This window comes from candidate division WOR-3 bacterium, assembly GCA_039801245.1.
Classification (GTDB): domain Bacteria; phylum Hydrothermota; class Tepidihabitantia; order Tepidihabitantales; family Tepidihabitantaceae; genus JAOABP01.
This window is the reverse complement of the sequence record JBDRUF010000004.1, coordinates 1-17,988: the sequence shown is the minus strand read 5'-3', so window position 1 is coordinate 17,988 and position 17,988 is coordinate 1. Positions and strand designations below refer to the sequence as shown.

The 17,988-nt window shown below is 50.0% G+C and carries 16 protein-coding genes; 13 read left to right on the top strand and 3 right to left on the bottom strand.

The features are described from left to right. Positions 1–116 precede the first annotated feature (116 nt). The 13 genes from ABIK47_01105 to ftsZ all read left to right on the top strand — a co-directional run bounded on the left by ABIK47_01105 (position 117) and on the right by ftsZ (position 14,742). Positions 117–665: a hypothetical protein gene (locus tag ABIK47_01105; protein MEO0019226.1), complete on the top strand. Its 549-nt coding sequence runs from the start codon at positions 117–119 to the stop codon at positions 663–665. Further along, complete coding sequence (rsmH, locus tag ABIK47_01100; GenBank protein MEO0019225.1) at positions 616–1,578, top strand: 16S rRNA (cytosine(1402)-N(4))-methyltransferase RsmH; 963 nt, start codon at positions 616–618, stop codon at positions 1,576–1,578. The genes ABIK47_01105 and rsmH overlap by 50 nt, the downstream gene beginning before the upstream one ends. Further along, positions 1,575–1,883 carry a hypothetical protein gene (locus ABIK47_01095; GenBank protein ID MEO0019224.1) on the top strand — a complete coding sequence of 103 codons (309 nt, stop codon included), beginning with the start codon at positions 1,575–1,577 and terminating at the stop codon, positions 1,881–1,883. Before rsmH ends, ABIK47_01095 begins: the two co-directional genes overlap by 4 nt. Further along, positions 1,880–3,601 carry a penicillin-binding protein 2 gene (locus tag ABIK47_01090; GenBank protein MEO0019223.1) on the top strand — a complete coding sequence of 574 codons (1,722 nt, stop codon included), beginning with the start codon at positions 1,880–1,882 and terminating at the stop codon, positions 3,599–3,601. The genes ABIK47_01095 and ABIK47_01090 overlap by 4 nt, the downstream gene beginning before the upstream one ends. Then, positions 3,588–5,195 (top strand): UDP-N-acetylmuramoyl-L-alanyl-D-glutamate--2,6-diaminopimelate ligase, encoded by a 1,608-nt coding sequence (locus ABIK47_01085; GenBank protein MEO0019222.1) that lies wholly within the window; start codon positions 3,588–3,590, stop codon positions 5,193–5,195. The genes ABIK47_01090 and ABIK47_01085 overlap by 14 nt, the downstream gene beginning before the upstream one ends. An 84-nt stretch (positions 5,196–5,279) precedes the next feature. Next, positions 5,280–6,287 carry a phospho-N-acetylmuramoyl-pentapeptide-transferase gene (mraY, locus tag ABIK47_01080; GenBank protein ID MEO0019221.1) on the top strand — a complete coding sequence of 336 codons (1,008 nt, stop codon included), beginning with the start codon at positions 5,280–5,282 and terminating at the stop codon, positions 6,285–6,287. 45 nt (positions 6,288–6,332) lie between these two features. Beyond that, complete coding sequence (murD, locus tag ABIK47_01075; protein MEO0019220.1) at positions 6,333–7,709, top strand: UDP-N-acetylmuramoyl-L-alanine--D-glutamate ligase; 1,377 nt, start codon at positions 6,333–6,335, stop codon at positions 7,707–7,709. Continuing rightward, a complete protein-coding gene (locus ABIK47_01070; protein MEO0019219.1) occupies positions 7,636–8,970 on the top strand; it encodes an FtsW/RodA/SpoVE family cell cycle protein in 1,335 nt (444 codons plus the stop codon). Before murD ends, ABIK47_01070 begins: the two co-directional genes overlap by 74 nt. Positions 8,971–8,973: 3 nt before the next feature. After that, positions 8,974–10,077 (top strand): UDP-N-acetylglucosamine--N-acetylmuramyl-(pentapeptide) pyrophosphoryl-undecaprenol N-acetylglucosamine transferase, encoded by a 1,104-nt coding sequence (locus ABIK47_01065; protein MEO0019218.1) that lies wholly within the window; start codon positions 8,974–8,976, stop codon positions 10,075–10,077. Further along, entirely contained in the window at positions 10,062–11,438 is a 1,377-nt protein-coding gene (gene murC / locus ABIK47_01060; protein MEO0019217.1) for a UDP-N-acetylmuramate--L-alanine ligase, read from the top strand. The genes ABIK47_01065 and murC overlap by 16 nt, the downstream gene beginning before the upstream one ends. Then, a complete protein-coding gene (gene murB, locus ABIK47_01055) occupies positions 11,435–12,349 on the top strand; it encodes a UDP-N-acetylmuramate dehydrogenase (protein ID MEO0019216.1) in 915 nt (304 codons plus the stop codon). The genes murC and murB overlap by 4 nt, the downstream gene beginning before the upstream one ends. A 4-nt stretch (positions 12,350–12,353) precedes the next feature. Continuing rightward, on the top strand, positions 12,354–13,580 hold the full coding sequence (gene ftsA / locus ABIK47_01050) for a cell division protein FtsA (protein ID MEO0019215.1): 1,227 nt from the start codon (positions 12,354–12,356) through the stop codon (positions 13,578–13,580). Positions 13,581–13,647: 67 nt separating this feature from the next. Continuing rightward, positions 13,648–14,742: a cell division protein FtsZ gene (gene ftsZ / locus ABIK47_01045; protein ID MEO0019214.1), complete on the top strand. Its 1,095-nt coding sequence runs from the start codon at positions 13,648–13,650 to the stop codon at positions 14,740–14,742. Positions 14,743–14,786: 44 nt separating this feature from the next. Here the strand turns inward: ftsZ and purF are convergent, their stop codons facing one another. The 3 genes from purF to ABIK47_01030 all read right to left on the bottom strand — a co-directional run bounded on the left by purF (position 14,787) and on the right by ABIK47_01030 (position 17,810). Further along, the gene (gene purF, locus ABIK47_01040) at positions 14,787–16,295 is read right to left on the bottom strand and encodes an amidophosphoribosyltransferase (GenBank protein MEO0019213.1); all 1,509 of its coding nucleotides are present in this window, start codon (positions 16,293–16,295) and stop codon (positions 14,787–14,789) included. A gap of 41 nt (positions 16,296–16,336) precedes the next feature. Next, on the bottom strand, positions 16,337–17,215 hold the full coding sequence (locus ABIK47_01035; GenBank protein MEO0019212.1) for a radical SAM protein: 879 nt from the start codon (positions 17,213–17,215) through the stop codon (positions 16,337–16,339). Positions 17,216–17,465: 250 nt separating this feature from the next. Continuing rightward, positions 17,466–17,810 carry a four helix bundle protein gene (locus ABIK47_01030; GenBank protein ID MEO0019211.1) on the bottom strand — a complete coding sequence of 115 codons (345 nt, stop codon included), beginning with the start codon at positions 17,808–17,810 and terminating at the stop codon, positions 17,466–17,468. Positions 17,811–17,988: the final 178 nt, after the last annotated feature.

The window sequence follows — 17,988 nt, the reverse complement described above, 5'->3', positions numbered from 1 at the left end:
AATATGTTAATATGTTTCACCAGCAATTTTTGATTTCATTAAAGTTTTTCTTGACAAAGGCTTCGGTGGGGATATAGTAATGAAAGAAATGAATATGTGGTTAAATATGTGGATTTGTGTGGAAAAGATGGAGGGGTAGAAGGGTGTTGGCAAAGGGCAGGTTTTTTGGTAAGTTTGAGTATACGATTGATGCGAAGGGCAGGCTCGCGGTCCCCGTAGCATTCAGAAAGAAACTCGGACCGGACGAAGACAGTTTTATATTCGTCCCGGGACGATTCCAAACAATAGAAGTCCACCCCTACAATGAATGGAATGACTACGAGGACCGCGTCCTGCGTCATCAACCTGAACATACTGAGGAGGCGCAGCGGTTTTCCATTTTGTTGTATTCCCAGGCAGGTGAGGCGACCTTAGATGTTCAGGGCAGGATTCTTTTGCCAAAGCATCTGCGGGAATGGGCAGGGATTGACAATGAGGTTGTTATTACCGGCGCAGGCAGGTTTTTTCTGATATGGGAGCCGGAACGGTACCGCCGTTTTGTTGCCGAATCCATGCCAAGGTATCAAAAAGACCGGGATGAGGCAACACGGCAGGGCTGGGAAAGGATGAGGGATTTTGGCAGCGGTTCCGGAGATGATAGGTCATGTGCCGGTTCTGGTGAATGAGGTTTGTGAGATTTTTAACCCATGCCTGGGAACCGGCGTCATTGTGGATGCGACGGTTGGTGGGGGTGGGCATACCAGCGCGCTGGTGCGCGCATTTTTGGAAAAAGAGGGAAGCAAAGGAAATCCTGGGGTTCAAATCTTAGGGATTGATTTGGACCCGGAGTCGTTAGCCATCGCCTTTTCGCGGCTGGAGGGTTTTGGCTGTCAGATGATTGATATTGATGCGGGGAGTAAGCGTGGTAGCGCAACCCCATTGGTTTGTTTGGTTAAGGCAAATTATGCAGATATGGCAACTGTTGTGAATCGGCTTGGGTTTAAGCCCATTAAGGGTGTTTTGATGGATTTGGGTATTTCATCAATTCAATTGCAGCCGGAGCGGGGGTTTTCCTTTGATGCTGACGGTCCGTTGGATATGCGATTTGACCGCACCGGTGGAGGAAAGAGCTGTCTTGATATCATTCGGCGCGCGTCCGTGCGGGATTTGGAACGATGGCTGAAGGATTACGGTGATGAGCCAGCGGCAAGGAGAATAGGCAGGCGCATTTACTCTTGGCGCAGGAGGATAAATACGACAAGGGATTTGGCAGATTTGGTTGCCAGTTTGGTACCGGCGCGGCGAAGGCACAGGACGCTCGCCCGGGTGTTTCAGGCGTTAAGGATAGTTGTCAATCGGGAGATTGAGAGTCTCAGGTGTGGGCTGGAGGCGGCGGTGAGAATTCTGGCTCCTGGAGGGAGGCTGGTGGTTATCTGTTATCAGTCGGGTGAGGACCGTTGTGTCAAGGAGATTTTGCGCCGGCATAAGGGGTGTTTGCGGAACTTGACGCCGAAGCCTTTGCGCCCAAGCCTCGGTGAGGTAGGTTTAAATCCGCGAGCGCGCAGTGCGCGCCTGCGGGCGCTGGAGAAGGTTTTATGAGCGGCAGGTGGAGTATCAAGGGTATAATGATAGTGGTGGCGCTTTCTATATTGGCACTCGTGTATCTTTATCAGCACTCCTGTAGTGTGAGAGCGACGCAGAGGCTGTTACTCCTTGAAGAGAATTACCGTCTGGAAGAGGAGCGAGTTGAGAGTCTCCAGGTAGAGGTGGAGCGGTTAAAGAGCTTCTGCCGGCTCGAATCACTTTGGGTGGCAAATCGGGATATGCTCGTTGCGGAGGAGATAACGGCGGTTGAGTCGTTGAGGGTGGCGGCTATGGCACAGGGGAGGTTCGTGGTGCGATGAGGTCGGGGGTGCGGCGGGGAAGGATTTTGGGTCTTGGGATATTTTTGGGCTGGGTGGGTTTATTGATTAGACTCGGTGAGGTGCAGATAGGGAAATGGCGTTATTATCAAGAACGGGCAAAGGGACAGCACTGGATGAGGGTTGAAATTCCCGGTGAGAGGGGTAAAATTTATGATAGAAACGGCAGATTGGTTGCTTTCAATCGTTCCTCTTGTGCGATTAGAATTCACCCTCGTTATGTGCGAGATATGGATACCCTCGCCGAGATTCTATCGGATTTTGGTTTGGGCGGAATGAGGGAAAATCGGCGAGTAATCAGTGCCCACAAAGGGTTTTTTACATTTTGGAAGGGGCTTGAAGCCACTCTCGGTGATTCGTTGCGCAAGGTGTTGACCAAAAGACAATTCAGCAATGCGGTGGTGGTCCAGGATGTTTTTGAGCGAGTCTATCCTTATGGAGAGTTATGCGCTGATATTGTTGGATTTGCAGTGAGTGATGGCGGAAGGGCGGGGCTGGAGTGGGAGTTGGATGGGGTGCTGCGTGGGAAGCCGGGCTGGGTTTTGTTGCAGAAGGATGCGCTGGGCTGGACTTTTCCCTATCCAAGTTATCCGATGAAAAAGGCAATGCCCGGTTTTGATGTGCAGTTAACGATTGATGTTGATATTCAGGAGATATGTTATCGAGCGCTTGAGGATGGGGTGGTGCGGAGCGGTGCCCAACGGGGTTCAGTAGTAGTATTGGATGCCCAGACCGGTGCGATTCTTGCTGCAGTTGATTACCCAGGATACAATCCAGAAAGGTATGCCGAGTTTCCTCCCGAACGGTATAAGTTAGCAGCGGTTGCCGACCAGTTTGAGCCTGGTTCAAGTTTCAAGATTGTTATTTGTGCCGCAAGTCTTGAGGATTCGGCGCTGCATCGTTTTACAGAAAGGCTTTACGATGTTTCGAGGGGTTTTATTGAGATTGGCAGCCATAAGATTAAGGATGTTCATCCTAATGGCGTTCTTTCTTTTGACAGTATCTTCATCCAATCCTCTAATCTTGGCTGTGTGCTTCTTTCTTTTGATGTTAATCCGGAGCTTTATTATTCAGTCGCCCGGGGACTTGGCTTCGGGCAAAAGGTTGATATCGGTTTACCTGATGAGGGCTCCGGTCGCCTGGATAAACCCAAGGCGTTAAAAAACCGACTCAGGTTTGCCACCATTTCCTTTGGTCAAGGGGTGATGGTTACCCTTTTGCAACTTGCCTGCGCGTATCTTTGTGTTGCCAATGACGGCGTCTATCTCAAGCCTTATCTGATACAATCATTAAAAGGTAATGGTCGTACAATCGTCTTAGGTAAAAAGATAGAAGTGAGACGAGCGCTCCATCCCGAGACGGCGGTTCGGATAAAGGATATACTTGAGCGGGTTGTTCGGAACGGGACTGGTAAACTTGCTGCAATTCCTAATACACGGGTGTGTGGCAAAACCGGAACTGCCCAAAAGGTAGAGCCCTGGGGTGGGTATTCCAGCACCCGTTCCTTAATGACTTTTGTGGGGTTTTTCCCGAAAGAAGATCCGAGATATACGATTGCGGTGATGCTTGATGAACCAACTCAGGTTCGTTTTGCCGGGAGTGCTGCCTGTCCAGTCTTCAAAGAGATTGGGGAGAGGCTCCTTCGTCTTGAACAGCTTCGTAGCACTTTTTTTGCAGGAGGTTTTTATGCCCGCAGGTGAGAGGGTAAGGCGGCTCGCAGACCTTATCACTGGCATTCCGTGTGAAATTCGGGGGAAAACTGACATTAATATTAAAGGCATTGCATGCCACTCCTCACAAGTTAAACCTGGTTTTTTGTTTGTCGCTATTGAAGGGTTAACGGTCTCGGGGAGGAACTTCATTGACGAGGCGATTAACCGGGGTGCGGTGGCGGTGGCGACAACCGACGTTCGCGAAGTGAAGAAGACCTGGGTTACAGCGATTCAGACCCAGATGCCCAGACGGTTCCTTGCCCAGGTAGCGAACAGATTCTACGACTTTCCAGCAAGGAGGTTGAATCTAATCGGAGTCACTGGTACTAATGGCAAGACATCCATCTGCTATCTTTTGCGGTCGATCTGCCGGCAATTGGGGTTTGAGCCTGGGTTTATCGGTACGATTGAGTACTGGGATGGTGTCGAGAGAAAACCGGCGGGTCATACAACACCTGAAAGCCTGGAGTTGGTAGAGATGCTTTCCCGGATGGTGGAAAGTAATGTGCCGGTATGCATAAGCGAGGTCTCTTCCCATGCCCTTGAACTGGATCGGGTTTTTGACATTGACTTCAAGGTTGCGGTCTTTACAAACCTCACCCAGGACCATCTTGATTTTCATCGGACAATGGATAACTATCGACGCGCCAAAATGAAACTGTTTGAGTCTCTTACACCCACATCTTGGGCAGTAACGAACATTGATGATCCAACTGGAATGATGATTCCCCGCTTCACCAAAGCCAAAGTAATTGCCTACGGCACAAAGAGAGAATTAGAACCTTTTTTTACCCGCGAGCGCAATGTTAGCGCCTATATCCAGGGAGAGGTCGTCAGAAGCGACTCTTCTGGTCTTGAGTGTCGGGTGCAGATAATAAGGACAGAAGAAATAAATTTCTCTGGGGGAGGTACCGCGTCTTCTCTTGCCTTTCCTGTCGAACTGCGCTTGGTAGGTAGGCATCACCTGATGAATCTCTTGGCAACCGTTGGTGTGGCTTATGCGATGGGTTGGGGTCTGCCCGATGTTCTTACCGGTGTTAACAAACTTGAAATGGTCCCGGGTAGACTCGAAAAGGTTAATACTGGTAAATTGGGTTTCAACCTGTTTGTTGACTACGCACATACACCTGATGCCTTAAAACAGGTTTTAACAACCGTTCATGAGTTCACACATGGACGAGTGATTGTTGTTTTTGGATGCGGTGGTGACCGGGACCGGACAAAAAGACCATTAATGGGGAAAATAGCCGCCCAACTTGCCGATGTTGTTATTATTACCTCTGACAACCCGCGTACAGAAGAGCCGAGGGTAATAATTGAAGAAATCATTCAAGGCATTCCCCAAGAGGTTCGTAGGTCTTCTCACAGTGAACGAGTCATAATCGTGGAGGAGGATAGAGAGAAGGCAATAAGGCAGGCAATTATTTCTGCCCAACCCAGTGATACTGTGGTAATTGCTGGTAAAGGTCATGAGACCTACCAGATTATCGGGGGTGAGAAAAGACATTTTGACGACCGCGAGGTTGCAAAGGGGATAATTGAGAAGATTGTTAAAGCTTCCTCTAATTCAATATCTATCTGAGTTATGCTCTACCACTTTTTGACGCCACTTGCTCGGATATACAGTCCCTTTAATCTTTTTCGCTATATAACCTTCAGGGCGGCAATGGCAGGTGCCGCGGCAATAATCCTCACTCTGATCCTTGGGGCTCCGCTAATCAAACTGGTCAAAAAACTCCAACTCGGTCAAAATATCCGCGAAGAGGTTCCAGAGAGGCACCGGCAAAAGGCAGGGACACCTACAATGGGCGGGGTCTTAATCCTTGTGTCCGCAATCCTTGGCATTCTATTGTTCGGGGACCTAACTAATCAGGGTGTCCAACTTGGTATCGCGCTTCTTGTTCTCCTTGGACTATTGGGTCTATATGATGACTATGTCAAGGTCAAAAAAGGCAAGGCGCGGGGAATCAAAAAACGCACGAAACTTCTGTTTCAACTTATGGTCGCAGCCGGTATCTCTGCGGTCCTTTACTTCTTTCCAAACGACCCATTCTTAAAAACAAAAACTAACTTCCTTTTCTTCAAAAACATCCTCATTGACTTCGGCCCATTTTACATTCCTCTCGTTATCCTCATAATTATCGGGTGCTCCAATGCGGTCAACCTAACTGATGGGTTGGATGGTCTGGCTGCCTCTTTACTCGCGGTGGCGCTTGGCGCCTATGCCTTTCTCTCTTATGTTTCCGGGCACTTCAAAATTGCCCAGTACCTCAACATCCAGTATGTTTCCTTTTCAGGTGAGATGACCGTTTACTGCCTTGCGCTGACCGGCGCCACCCTTGGTTTTCTCTGGTTCAACGCACATCCCGCAGAAATCTTTATGGGCGACACCGGCTCATTACCGCTGGGTGGTGCACTTGCTCTTGCCGCGATTATCTCAAAGCATGAGCTCCTACTGCCTCTTATCGGTGGGGTCTTTCTCCTTGAAGCCGTTTCGGTACTCCTGCAGGTTGTCGTTTTCCACTCCACCGGCGGCAGAAGGCTTTTCAAGATGGCGCCACTTCACCACCACTATGAACTCAAAGGTTGGCAGGAATCGAAGATTGTCACCAGATTTGTCATTATTGCGGTTCTGATGGCGATGGCAGCACTGGCGACATTGAAGGTGCGCTGATGAGGTCAAGTTTAAGGTTTACACCATCAACCTTAAAGATCAGATATGAATGATAAACTCATATCCACCGTCCAAGGAAAACATTTTTTAGTTCTTGGACTTGGGAGGGCAGGCAGAGGGGTAGCCAATGCTTTGCTCCACGCAAATGCCTCGGTTTGGGCATATGACGATAATCAGATGGTGTGGCGAACCCCTGCGGTTAAATCTTTAATTCAACAAGGCTTAAGACCCTTCATCTCAGGCGTTCATCCTCCCCTATCAGGCATTATTACAAGCCCGGGCTTTCCACAAACCCACAAAATTATATCCGAATTCCGAAAGTTAAAGTTAAGAGTGGTTGATGAACTTGATTTTGCCAGCCAGTTTTTGCCCGGTCAAGTGATTGCTATTACTGGCACCAATGGGAAGTCAACTACCGTTGCCCTGATTGCGGCGCTCTTGAAACACGCAGGTGAAAAGGTATTTCTCGGCGGCAACATCCTTCCTGGGAGACCACTCTCAGAGGCGCTACTTCTTCCTCCAAAGGACTACTACTGTGTTGAGGTTTCCTCATTTCAACTTGAGCGCTCAATTTTTCTTGCCCCAAAGATTGCGGTTCTATTGAACATCACCCCTGACCACCTAAACCGGCATAAGACATTTACTGATTATGTGCGCACAAAGGCAAAAATCTTCGCTCGCCAGACTTCTTCGGACTGGGCGGTTCTTAACAGAGATGACACTGTTACCAAAAAAATCTTAAAATCAGTACGAGCCAAGAGAGCTTTCTTTTCGCGCAAACCAACCGGAATGAGGGAGCCGAATTGTGCTTACATAATCCGCGACCATTTCTACTTTGGTGGCGAAAAGATTGCTCCAATAGCAACTATTAACACTGTCCCTGGTCTTCTCCCGCACTTCAACCCTCTGGTTGAAAACGCCCTTGCCGCAATTGTTTGTGCTCGTCTCTGTGGAGTACCCCCTCATCTCATAAGGCAAGGCTTAAAAACCTTCCATCCCTTACAGCACAGGCTGGAACTAGTTAGACAGCTTAATGGGGTTTATTATATCAACAACTCAATGTGTACCAACCCTCAGGCGGGAGTTCGGTCGCTAATGGCTTTTAAAAAGAAGGTCATACTAATATGTGGCGGCAAAGAGAAGAACCTACCGGACACCCCATACCTTCGGGCGATTAAAAAGAAGGCAAAACAGGTGATTCTCTTAGGGGAAAACAGTGACAGGCTTGCCCGTAACCTTATGAAAATGGGGTACCAACGCTGTAAAATCGCTTATACAATGCGTACCGCTGTCCTGGAGGCGTACACCATCGCCCGTCAGGGCGACATCGTCCTATTCTCCCCGGGATATGCCTCCTTTGATATGTTTGTGGACTTCCAAGAACGGGGAAAGGCATTCAAACATGAGGTCAAAAAACTATAACCCTCCACCCGTCGACTTCGGTCATTCAGGTCGAGGTGTCTCGACTTCCGTTATTCCGAGCGAAGCGAAGGCGATTCGAGGGATTTCCTCCATCAGGGCAGGATTCGGGGAGTGGAGAAATCCCTTCGCTCGGGGCAGGCCCCTCCCTCAATCTCCAATTGACTACCCCTTGCTTTTCATCGTAGTAACCCTCGTACTCATCGGACTTATTTTGGTGTATGCCGCTACATACCACTTGGGATTCCGATACTTAAAATGGCAACTTCTCAGGGGACTGGGAGGCCTTTTTGCCCTCTACCTCGGTACAAAAATCAACATCCACCGGCTTGGTCAAAAACCTGTCGCTTGGGTTATCCTCCTTATGACCATTGCCTTAATGGCGCTTACGCTGTTCTTCGGCAAGGTCCTGGGTGTTGCCAGACGGCAGATACTCCTATTTCAACCTCAAGAATTTGCTAAACTCGGTACGCTCATCTACCTTGCCGCCTACTTCTCAGCCCTCAAGGAGGAGAGTATTAGACCTAGCTTTATAAAATCTACCCTCATTCCTGGTTCAGCCGTTGCCACCGTAGCCTGTCTCGTGCTCCTCCAACCCGCTGTTGGTACCAGCCTGTTAATTTCGATATCCGCTCTTGTGGTTTTTTTCCTCGCTGGTGTCAAGTGGCGGTACATGCTTGTAATCTTAAGTATTGCGGGGTTGCTTGGCGCTATTGGTCTGACAACAATGCCCCTTCTTCGTAACACCAGATATCGCTACATCCCAGAACGTTGGGATAAATTCTGGTCTGGTGACCGTTATCATCAGACTCAGGCGCTCATCGCCTTAGGTTCAGGTGGACCATTTGGCAGGGGGCTTGGTGAGGGGAGGCAGAAATATTACTTCATCCCCAAACTTCACAAAGACTTTATCTTCTCTGCGCTCGGGGAGGACTTTGGTTTTTCAGGCTGTTTCTTAGTGATGCTTCTTTATGTGCTTTTCTTCCTTCGATGTCTGCGCGTTGCCGAAAGGGCTACTACCGAATTCGGCATGCTCCTAAGTGGCGGGATAGGCACGATGATAATACTTTATGCCCTTACCCATATTGCGGTCTCATTAAGCATTTTGCCAACGACTGGTCAGCCTTTGCCTTTTATCTCCTATGGAGGCTCGGCACTAACCAGCAATCTCCTTGCGGCTGGTTTAATATTAAATATTTCCCGCTATCAGAATCCTAATCCTCTACCTAAACTTCAACCGTTACCTCTTCGTTTCCGTTCTTGAACTATGAGTCTCCAACTAAAAACTGCAAACTATAAACTAATTTTATGTGCCGGGGGAACCGGTGGGCACATCTTTCCTGGACTTGCGCTTGCCACTGAATTGCGCACCATCGGGGCGCAAATTATTTGGGTAGGCAGGAACTCAGGTCTGGAAAAGGGGATTGCTTCGAAGAATAAGTTCAAATTTCACCCAATTAATGCCTTTCCACTACCCTCAGCGATTAGCAGACTCCCCTCAGCCCTCGCTGGTCTTCTTCAGAGCATAGCACTCATCAATCGCCTTCAGCCTAAAGGGGTGATTGCCACAGGCGCCTATGTCAGCGCGCCGCTTCTCCTCGCGGCAATGATAAAAAAGGTTCCTTTCTATCTTCTTGAACAGAACCGCATACCCGGCAGGGTGGTGAGACTCTTTGCCCCTTATGCCCGCCAAACCTTCCTGACGTTTCCCTTACAATCACACTTTCCCGTTCCTTTCACCGTTGCCGGCACTCCTCTCAGGAAAAGCATCATCCAGAAAGCTAAAGAATTTTCGTATCCCCCCACTCATGGTAGGATTGACAGGACTGTCCTTATACTTGGTGGCAGTCAAGGTGCCCGTCCATTAAACATTGCTGCAATAAAAATGGCAGCGCTCTTAAAAGATCTCCGTTTCATCCTTCTCACCGGCAGGCGTGATTATCATGCACTCAAAAACCTTAACCCACCTTCTAACTGTGAACTCGTCCAATGGACAGACCATCCCGAAGAATTCTACATACAGGCTTCTCTCGCGATCACCCGTGCTGGAGGTCTTGTTCTATCCGAACTTCTCCTTTTCGGCATTCCGCTAGTGGTAATTCCCTTTCCCCATGCTCGTGATAACCACCAGGATGCCAACGCCCGTTACCTTGAATCGAACGGCGCAGCGCTGCGACTCTCCCAGGCGGATCTCTCACGACTCCCAGATATTATTCAGAATCTCGTCTTTGACACACAGAAACTTCTTGAAATGTCAAAGAGGGCGCGCACTCTCGCCCATCCTGATGGTGCGCACACAATTGCTCAAGCGATAATCGCCGACTTATCTCGTAATAACCAAAAATCCAAAGCGGTATGTTCGGTAGGCTAAAACGCATTCATCTTGTAGGCATCGGTGGCGTAGGAATGTCCGGTATCGCGCTCCTATTAAAGGAATTGGGCTTTGAGGTTTCTGGTTCAGACCTAAAAGAGTCCGACATCACTCGTCTACTCGTAACCAAAGGAATCAAGGTCAATATCGGTCATAAAATAGAAAATTGCTTTGATGCAGAGGTGTTGGTCTATTCAACTGCGGTTCCCCAGGATAACCCCGAACTCCAGTATGCTCTTAGCAAAGGAGTCCCGGTAATCAAAAGGGCAGAGATGCTTGCCGAACTGATGCGGCTCAAATTCTCGATCGCCATTTCTGGCAGTCATGGCAAAACCACCACCACCTCCCTTGTTACCCACATCCTTACCCGTGTTGGCTTTGACCCGACTGCAGTAATTGGCGGGAGAATATTAGGCGCCAATGCTGGTGCCCGGGTGGGGAGGTCGGAGTATCTTGTTGCGGAGGCAGACGAGAGCGATCGGTCCTTTGTACTGTTGTATCCATCAATTGCTGTCGTTACCAATATTGAACCCGAGCATCTTGATTATTACCACAATCTCAACGACCTGAAGAAGGAGTTTCTCCGTTTCGTTAACCGTGTTCCCTTTTACGGCACGGTTATCCTCTGCCTTGATTCCCCTGCTGTCCGCCAAATTCGCAGCAGGGTAAAGCGTAGAGTTGTTACTTATGCTCTCGAAACACAGGCAGACCTGACTGTTCGTGACGTTTCTCTTTATCGTTTCAGTTCGGCATTCACCTTGGTCTATCAAGGTAAGGATGTTGGCAGATACAATTTAGGAATGGCAGGGCTCCACAACATTCAGAACGCCTTGGCAGCCATAGCGGTAGGGATGGAATTAGGAATCGACTTTGCGAGAATCGGGCAGGCAATGGCGACATTTGCCGGGGTACATCGCCGTCTCGAGAAAAAAGGGGAGGCGAGAGGAATTGTGGTGTATGACGATTATGGTCACCATCCTACAGAGATTGCGGTTACTATCAAGAGTTTACGTCGCGCCTACCCAGATAACAGAATCATTGTTGTCTTCCAACCCCATCGCTACACCAGGACCAAACTCTTGGCGAATGATTTTGGGACAGCCTTTGATGAGGCAAATGAGGTGGTAATAACAGGAATCTATGCAGCAGCAGAACCGCCGATACCCGGCGTTGACGAAACTTTGATCATTGATGCAATTAAAAGACTTGGCAAAAAAGACCTTATCCTCTATCACGTCCCCGAGTTGCAGGATGTTTTAGATTTTCTTCTCCCACGCCTCAAAGAGAATGATGTAGTGCTAACACTTGGGGCGGGGAGCATTACCCTTCTTGCTGATGAGATATTAGCGAGGCTAAAATGAGACCAGGGGAGTGGTGTTACCGTCTAAAGGAGATTTTAAAGGGAAGCGACTCGTTCGTAGTTCCTGATGAGCCCCTTGCCCAACATACCAGTTTCCGCATAGGGGGTAAAGCAGCATTAATGGTTGTTGTAAATAAGGAGCTGGGTTTAAGAAAAGTTCGTCAGTTCTGTACCGAAAACAGGCTCTTGGTGGAGATTTTAGGGAAAGGGACAAATGTCTTAATTTCCGACCAGGGCATACCTGGGGTGGTGGTGAAACTTGGGGGTGAATTCGGTCTTATTGATGTTCAGGGGGATAAGATAATGGCTGGTGCTGCGGCCAGTCTTGATGATATTAGTGAAATTGCCGAGGCAAACGGGCTTGCCGGTGCGGAATTTTTAGCCGGGATTCCGGGAACAGTGGGGGGAGGACTCGTGACCAATGCCGGGGCGTATGGGAAAAGTCTGTCAGCGATCACCCTTGAGGTAACAGTGATGGATGCTATCGGCAACATCAGGGTGTTGAGGAAAGAAGAGCTCAAAAACCAATACCGCCAGCCAGTTATTCCCGGTGAGTTCTGGGCATTACGGCTGGTTTTGATTCTCTCAAAGGGTGAGACCAAGCCTGTTAAAGCAATTCGAGAAGAGCGCAGGTCAAAACACCCCCCAGAACCATCAGCCGGCTCCTTCTTTAAAAACCCGCCTGGGATCCCTGCGGGAAGATTGATTGAGGAGTGCGGCTTAAAGGGCTTAAGGGTTGGTGATGCCTGTATTTCCGAACTCCATGCCAATTTTATTGTGAACAAAGGTTCTGCCCGTTTTGGCGATGTGTATGAACTGGCGCAGATAGTCAAGGCAGAGGTGGAAGAGAGGACAGGGATTGAGCTGGAGGAGGAGGTCCGGTTTTTGCCGGTCGGTCCAGAAAGGAGGTAATCTTATGGCAAAAATAAAACGTCTTGCCGCGATTGATATTGGTGCAACGAAAATTGCCTGCCTCATTGCGGAGGTGGATGGGATGGGCAAGACCGAGATAAAGGGGTTTGGCACCGCGCCGCCTGATGGTTTCCGGCTTGGGGTGGTCACGAGCCTGGACAAAGCGACCGAATCGGTTGCGGGTGCGATTGGGGAGGCTGAGAGGATGGCGCAGTGCCGCTTTGGTGCCTGTCCGGTGTTTACGAGCATTACCGGCGACCACATCAAGCACCTATCGGGTCTTGGTGCGGTACCCGTGGCGCGTCCCACCCGTGGTATTCAGCCCCGTGATGTCAGTGATGTGATTCGTCAGGCTCAGACCATCCGCTTACCCTCGGACGAGGGGATACTCCATTGCATTCCCACTCAGTTCATTGTTGATGGTCAGAAGGGTGTGCGCAACCCCATTGGGCTTTTTGGGATCCGACTGGAGGTGGAGGCGCTTTTAATCATCGGTGCGGTTACCGCGATTGAGAACACCTACCGGGTCTTAGACAGAATCGGCCTCAAAAACCGTTCTCTCATCCTGGGATCGCTGGCGACATCCTTTGCGGTTTGTGATGAAGAGGAAAAGGATTTGGGTGTAGCGGTTGTTGATATCGGTGGGGTATTGGATATTTCCCTTTATCGAGAAGGGGAGATCAGATTTACCAAGATGCTGCCGGTGGGTGCTCAAAACATCACTAAGGATGTGGCGATTGGTTTGCGGACATCATATCAAGAGGCGGAGGCGGTCAAACGCCAATTCGGGGTGGCGTTGGCCAGTATGATTGAACGGGATGAACCGCTGACAATTGCTGATGCCTCAGGCAGGGGACCAAAACAGGTTTCCCGGCGGCTTTTGGCGTCCATCATTCAGCCACGGGTCGAGGAGCTTTTGAACCTTGCCGACAGTGAGATTCGCAAATCCCAATTGGCTGATGGGCTCTCGAGCGGTGTAATCCTCACCGGTGGGGGCGCGCTCTTGCCTGGGATTGACATCCTTGCTGAGCAGATTTTTGGGATGCCAGTAAAGGTTGGAAGACCAGAACGGGTGAATGGTCCCAAAGAGGTGGTTGCCAACCCGGCGTTTGCCACCGCGGTAGGGCTGATTCGTTGTGCGGTTGAGGGCAGGGCTAACCAGTTTCACCAGTTGCCGCCCCCAAGCTTGGGGCAGCGTCTCTGGGATGAGATTAAAGGCTGGTTTTCATGATTAGTTATTGGTTTTTGAACTACCAACTACTAACTAAAAACTATAAACTATCAAAAAGGAGGCATAGGTGATTGAACCGGTAGAGGAAAGAAACCTCACACGCATCGGCGTGTTTGGGATTGGTGGTGCAGGATGCAATGCGGTTAATCATATGGCTCTTGCCCGCCTGAACGGCGTGGAACTGTTTGCCGTAAACACCGACCTGCAGGCGCTGGGGATGTCCTTGGCCCCCAACAAGATTCAGATTGGCGCCCAGTTGACTGGTGGGCTTGGTTCGGGCGGGGACCCGAAGATTGGCAGGCAGGCGGCAGAGGAGTCAATACAAACACTCCGAGAGAACCTTGCCGGATTTGATATGGTCTTTATTGCCGCGGGCGAAGGTGGTGGGACCGGTACCGGTGCCGCACCCGTTGTTGCCCAGGAGGCAAAACAACAAGGTGCACTGGTTGTTGCGGTTGTCACCCGTCCATTTGAATTTGAGGGTCGCAAGCGACAGGAGAAGGCGCAGGCAGGGATTGATGCCCTCCGTCCAAATGTTGACACCCTGATTGTCATACCGAATCAGCGCATTCTGGAGGTTTATGGTGCCCAGCCCTGTTTTGAGGCGTTCCGGCTCGCAGATGAGGTTCTGTTGCATGCGGTTAGCAGCATCTCAGAGATTGTCACCACCAAGCAACTCATCAACATTGACTTTGCCGATGTGAGAACGGTGATGCGCGAGCGCGGCGGAGCGGTAATGTCTGTCGGCATCGCCAGCGGGGAAGGCAGGGCAACAGAGGCGGCGCACCGGGCTCTGCGTTCACCATTGATTGAGGATGTGTCAATTGAAAGTGCCCGGCGGGTTTTGTTAAACATCTCGGGAGATGAGTCGATGACGCTCAAGGAGGTTGATGAGGCGGCGCAGATTATTTATCACGCCACCAATGGGCAGGCGGATATCAGGATGGGAGCGGCGCGGCTGGACACTCTAAAATCGGCAATGAAGGTAACGATGATTGCCACCGGTCTTAATGAGCCATTGCCCAAACTTGAGGATATTACCGAGTTCATCACCTCAACCGAGCTGATTCCATTGAAACGGCGCTCAGGTGGTAAAGGCGAGCCTTTAATAGACAAATCTGACCTGGAGATACCAACCTTTATCCGCAGGCAGCTGGATTAATTAGGCATAGGTTGAGGTCGAGGCTGAGAATTCTTTCCCTTGACCTATGCCTTAACCTGTTTCTTAATCCAGCGCTGGCGCTCGGCTTCAAGTTGTCTTAAATCCCTTTCGCTTATTCCAGTCGGATAATCGCCGTTAAAGCAGGCGGTGCAGAATTTCCGATTACCATTTTCACCCTGGACACCTTTAGTGAGCCCATCAAATGTCTGATAGATTAAGGCGTCAGCGCCGATAATCTTTTGGATTTCATCCACGGTCCTGCCTTTGGCAATGAACTCCCCGCGGGTCATCATATCAATTCCATAAACGCAAGGGTGACGCAATGGTGGCGCGGTTACTGCCAGATAAACCCGATGGGCACCCGCATCCCTGACCAACTGGACAATCTCCTTTGAGGTTGTACCACGGACGATAGAATCATCAACCAAAAGCACATCCTTACCCTGAATCTGGGATCGGACCGGATTAAGTTTCTGGCGCACCGATGCTGCACGGTTGACCGTTCTTGGTGTGATAAAGGTTCTGGCGATGTAGCGATTTTTTATCAATCCTTCCCTCATCTCCAGACCAAGCACCTTTGCCAGAGCAGCGCCGGCAGGACGGGCGGTATCAGGCACGGGGATCACAATATCAGGCTCCAGACCTGCTCGCTTGACCTCGGCTGCCAGCCTTTCACCAAGGCGGAGCCGGGCAGAATAGACCTCAATGCCGTCTATCACCGAGTCAGGACGGGCAAAATAGACATATTCAAAGATACAGGTGTGCAGGTCACCCTGTTCAATCTGGTGATGATGCAGGTGATGGTGCCGGTCAATAAAGATTACCTCACCCGGATTAATGTCTCGGAAATCATCAAACCCTAAAAGGTCAAGCGCCACACTTTCCGAGGCGATGCAATACTCGTAAATCGGTCTTTTTCTCAATGCGCTTTGGCGCATACTGGTGACATCAGGCTTAATGGAGACCGGGCGTTTGCCGATAACCAACGGTCTTATCCCTTTCGGGTCACGAAAGGCAACTAACCCCTGCTGATGAATCAGGGCGACAACCGAATAGGCACCCTTTGCCCGGCGAAAGACACCCTTGACCGCCTGATAGATGTGCTCCGGTTTGAGCGGTATCGCGCGGGCGCGCTCCAGTTCCAGGGCGAACACATTGAGAATCGGCTCAACATCGCAGAAACTGGACAACTGGCGCAGGTCCTTTGTCTCCAGTTCCTGGCGCAGGTGAAAGTAATTGGTCAGATTCCCGTTGTGCACCATCGCAATACCATAAGGGTGATTCACATAAAATGGCTGGGCGTCCTCGCTTGAGCCCGGTCCGATTGTCGGATACCGGGTATGACCGATGCCAAGTGTGCCGGTCAGCCGGGCAAGGTTCTTCTCATTAAAAACCCGGCTCACCAAGCCGTTTCCCTTCTTCAGATGCAGGGTAACATCAGAGGTCATAATACCGGCAGAATCCTGACCCCGGTGCTGAAGTGCGAGCAGCCCTTCAACCAGTTCTGGTCCAACCTCTTGCTGGTAGTTAAAAAGACCTAAGACACCGCACATAAAACTATTTTAACCACCAATACTTAGAATGCAAATTCAGTTTATATCCCTTTGCCCTCAAAATCGGGGGTGAAATCGGGCGAGGCTGATGAAAGTTCCTGACAGAAGCCCTGTTCAAACCCCAGGCTCTCAAAATAAGCCCTCACCTCAGCATATTCCGATGGCAAGAGGCGCCGGTTCATTCCGGGCAGTTCGCCTGCCCGATAGGTTGGATAATACTGCGCCATCAAACTGATATGGGTATCAACACCAAGGTTCTCCTTAATCCAGGAGAGGATTTTCTTTGAGTCCTCAATCTGACCGGGCAGGACCAGATGTCTGATGATTAGCCCCTGCTGGATTATCCCATTCCGGTCATAAATGTTTCTCCCCACCTGCCGCTTCATCTCCAAAATTGCCTGCGATGCGTATTTAAAATAGTTCGGGGCAGAGGAAAATTTTTGGGCAAGTTCATCAGAAAAGTATTTCAAATCCGGGAGATAGATGGAGACAACACCATCAAAAAGGCGCAGGGTCTCCACCTTCTCATAGCCATTGGAGTTCCAGAGCAAGGGGATTTTCAGTTCCTTTTTTGCCCTCTTTAACACCGGCAGCAGTTGCAGGCTGTAATGGGTTGGGGAGACCAGATTGATGTTGTGTGCGCCCTGCCTTTCAAGATTGAGCATAATCTCCAAAAGCCTTTCCGGGCTCACCCTCTTACCAAACCCCTCCTGGGAGATGTCATAGTTCTGGCAGAACCTGCAGCGCAGGTTGCAATGGGAGAAAAAGATGGTGCCCGAGCCGCGGGTGCCAGAGATGGGCGGCTCCTCCCAGAAATGGAGTTGCGCCTGCGCAATCTCAATCTCGTCGGTTGCCCGGCACCTGCCCGGCTTCACCGCGCGGTCAATATTACACTCAAAAGGACAGGCGTTACAGACCATATATTTATATTACAACAAAGAAATGGGCGGGGCAACTTGCCCCATTCTCATTCCGAGCGCAGCCGATTCTGTCATTTCGAGCTTGTCGAGAAATCCCTTTCTGTCATTCCGCGCTTGCCTCCTCGTCATTCCGACCGAAGCGGAGGAATCCCTTTTCCATTTACGGTCAACGGTCACGGGCACGGACTTAACATCCCTTTTAAGTCAGGGAGAAAGCCGTTAGCCGTGTCCGTTTACCGGCTTCCGCACTTTATAGGGACTTATGAAGTTTGGTAAGCATCATACTTACCCGCTCATACTCACTTTCCAGTTCGTTATACTGCTCTTCTTTAAGATATTTAAGGTCCTTTGCTAATAAAAGCTGATACCTTATCTCGCCACAGGAACCTTTTGCTATACTCACAAAATGTTGAAACTCCCGCTTGCTCACCCGATGGGCACCCTCCATTAGGTTCATCGGAATGGAGACCGCCGCTCGCCTCATCTGCACAGTCAACCCGAACCGTTCGCTCTCAGGGAACCTCTCGGTTAACTTATAGACCTCAAGCGACAACTTATGTGACAACTTAAAAACATCCAGGTCCTCAACTCTCATATAGTCCTCCTTTTCATTTTACGGTCAACGGTCACGGGCACGGACTTAACATCCCTTTTAAGTCAGGGACAGGTTTCAGACGGAAACCAAAGCGGCTTGGGTTGAGGCTTGCGACTGGTTTGGAAGTCGCAATCCCTTTTAAGTCAGGGACAGGTTTCAGACAAATCAATAATGACTC

Bases quoted from the DNA above. Each gene is read 5' to 3' on its own strand.
- ABIK47_01095 (MEO0019224.1), top strand. From the start codon at position 1,575: ATGAGCGGCAGGTGGAGTATCAAGGGTATAATGATAGTGGTGGCGCTT.
- ABIK47_01090 (MEO0019223.1), top strand. From the start codon at position 1,880: ATGAGGTCGGGGGTGCGGCGGGGAAGGATTTTGGGTCTTGGGATATTT.
- ABIK47_01085 (MEO0019222.1), top strand. From the start codon at position 3,588: ATGCCCGCAGGTGAGAGGGTAAGGCGGCTCGCAGACCTTATCACTGGC.
- mraY (MEO0019221.1), top strand. From the start codon at position 5,280: ATGGCAGGTGCCGCGGCAATAATCCTCACTCTGATCCTTGGGGCTCCG.
- murD (MEO0019220.1), top strand. From the start codon at position 6,333: ATGAATGATAAACTCATATCCACCGTCCAAGGAAAACATTTTTTAGTT.
- ABIK47_01070 (MEO0019219.1), top strand. From the start codon at position 7,636: ATGCCTCCTTTGATATGTTTGTGGACTTCCAAGAACGGGGAAAGGCAT.
- ABIK47_01065 (MEO0019218.1), top strand. From the start codon at position 8,974: ATGAGTCTCCAACTAAAAACTGCAAACTATAAACTAATTTTATGTGCC.
- murC (MEO0019217.1), top strand. From the start codon at position 10,062: ATGTTCGGTAGGCTAAAACGCATTCATCTTGTAGGCATCGGTGGCGTA.
- murB (MEO0019216.1), top strand. From the start codon at position 11,435: ATGAGACCAGGGGAGTGGTGTTACCGTCTAAAGGAGATTTTAAAGGGA.
- ftsA (MEO0019215.1), top strand. From the start codon at position 12,354: ATGGCAAAAATAAAACGTCTTGCCGCGATTGATATTGGTGCAACGAAA.
- purF (MEO0019213.1), bottom strand. From the start codon at position 16,295: ATGTGCGGTGTCTTAGGTCTTTTTAACTACCAGCAAGAGGTTGGACCA.
- ABIK47_01035 (MEO0019212.1), bottom strand. From the start codon at position 17,215: ATGGTCTGTAACGCCTGTCCTTTTGAGTGTAATATTGACCGCGCGGTG.
- ABIK47_01030 (MEO0019211.1), bottom strand. From the start codon at position 17,810: ATGAGAGTTGAGGACCTGGATGTTTTTAAGTTGTCACATAAGTTGTCG.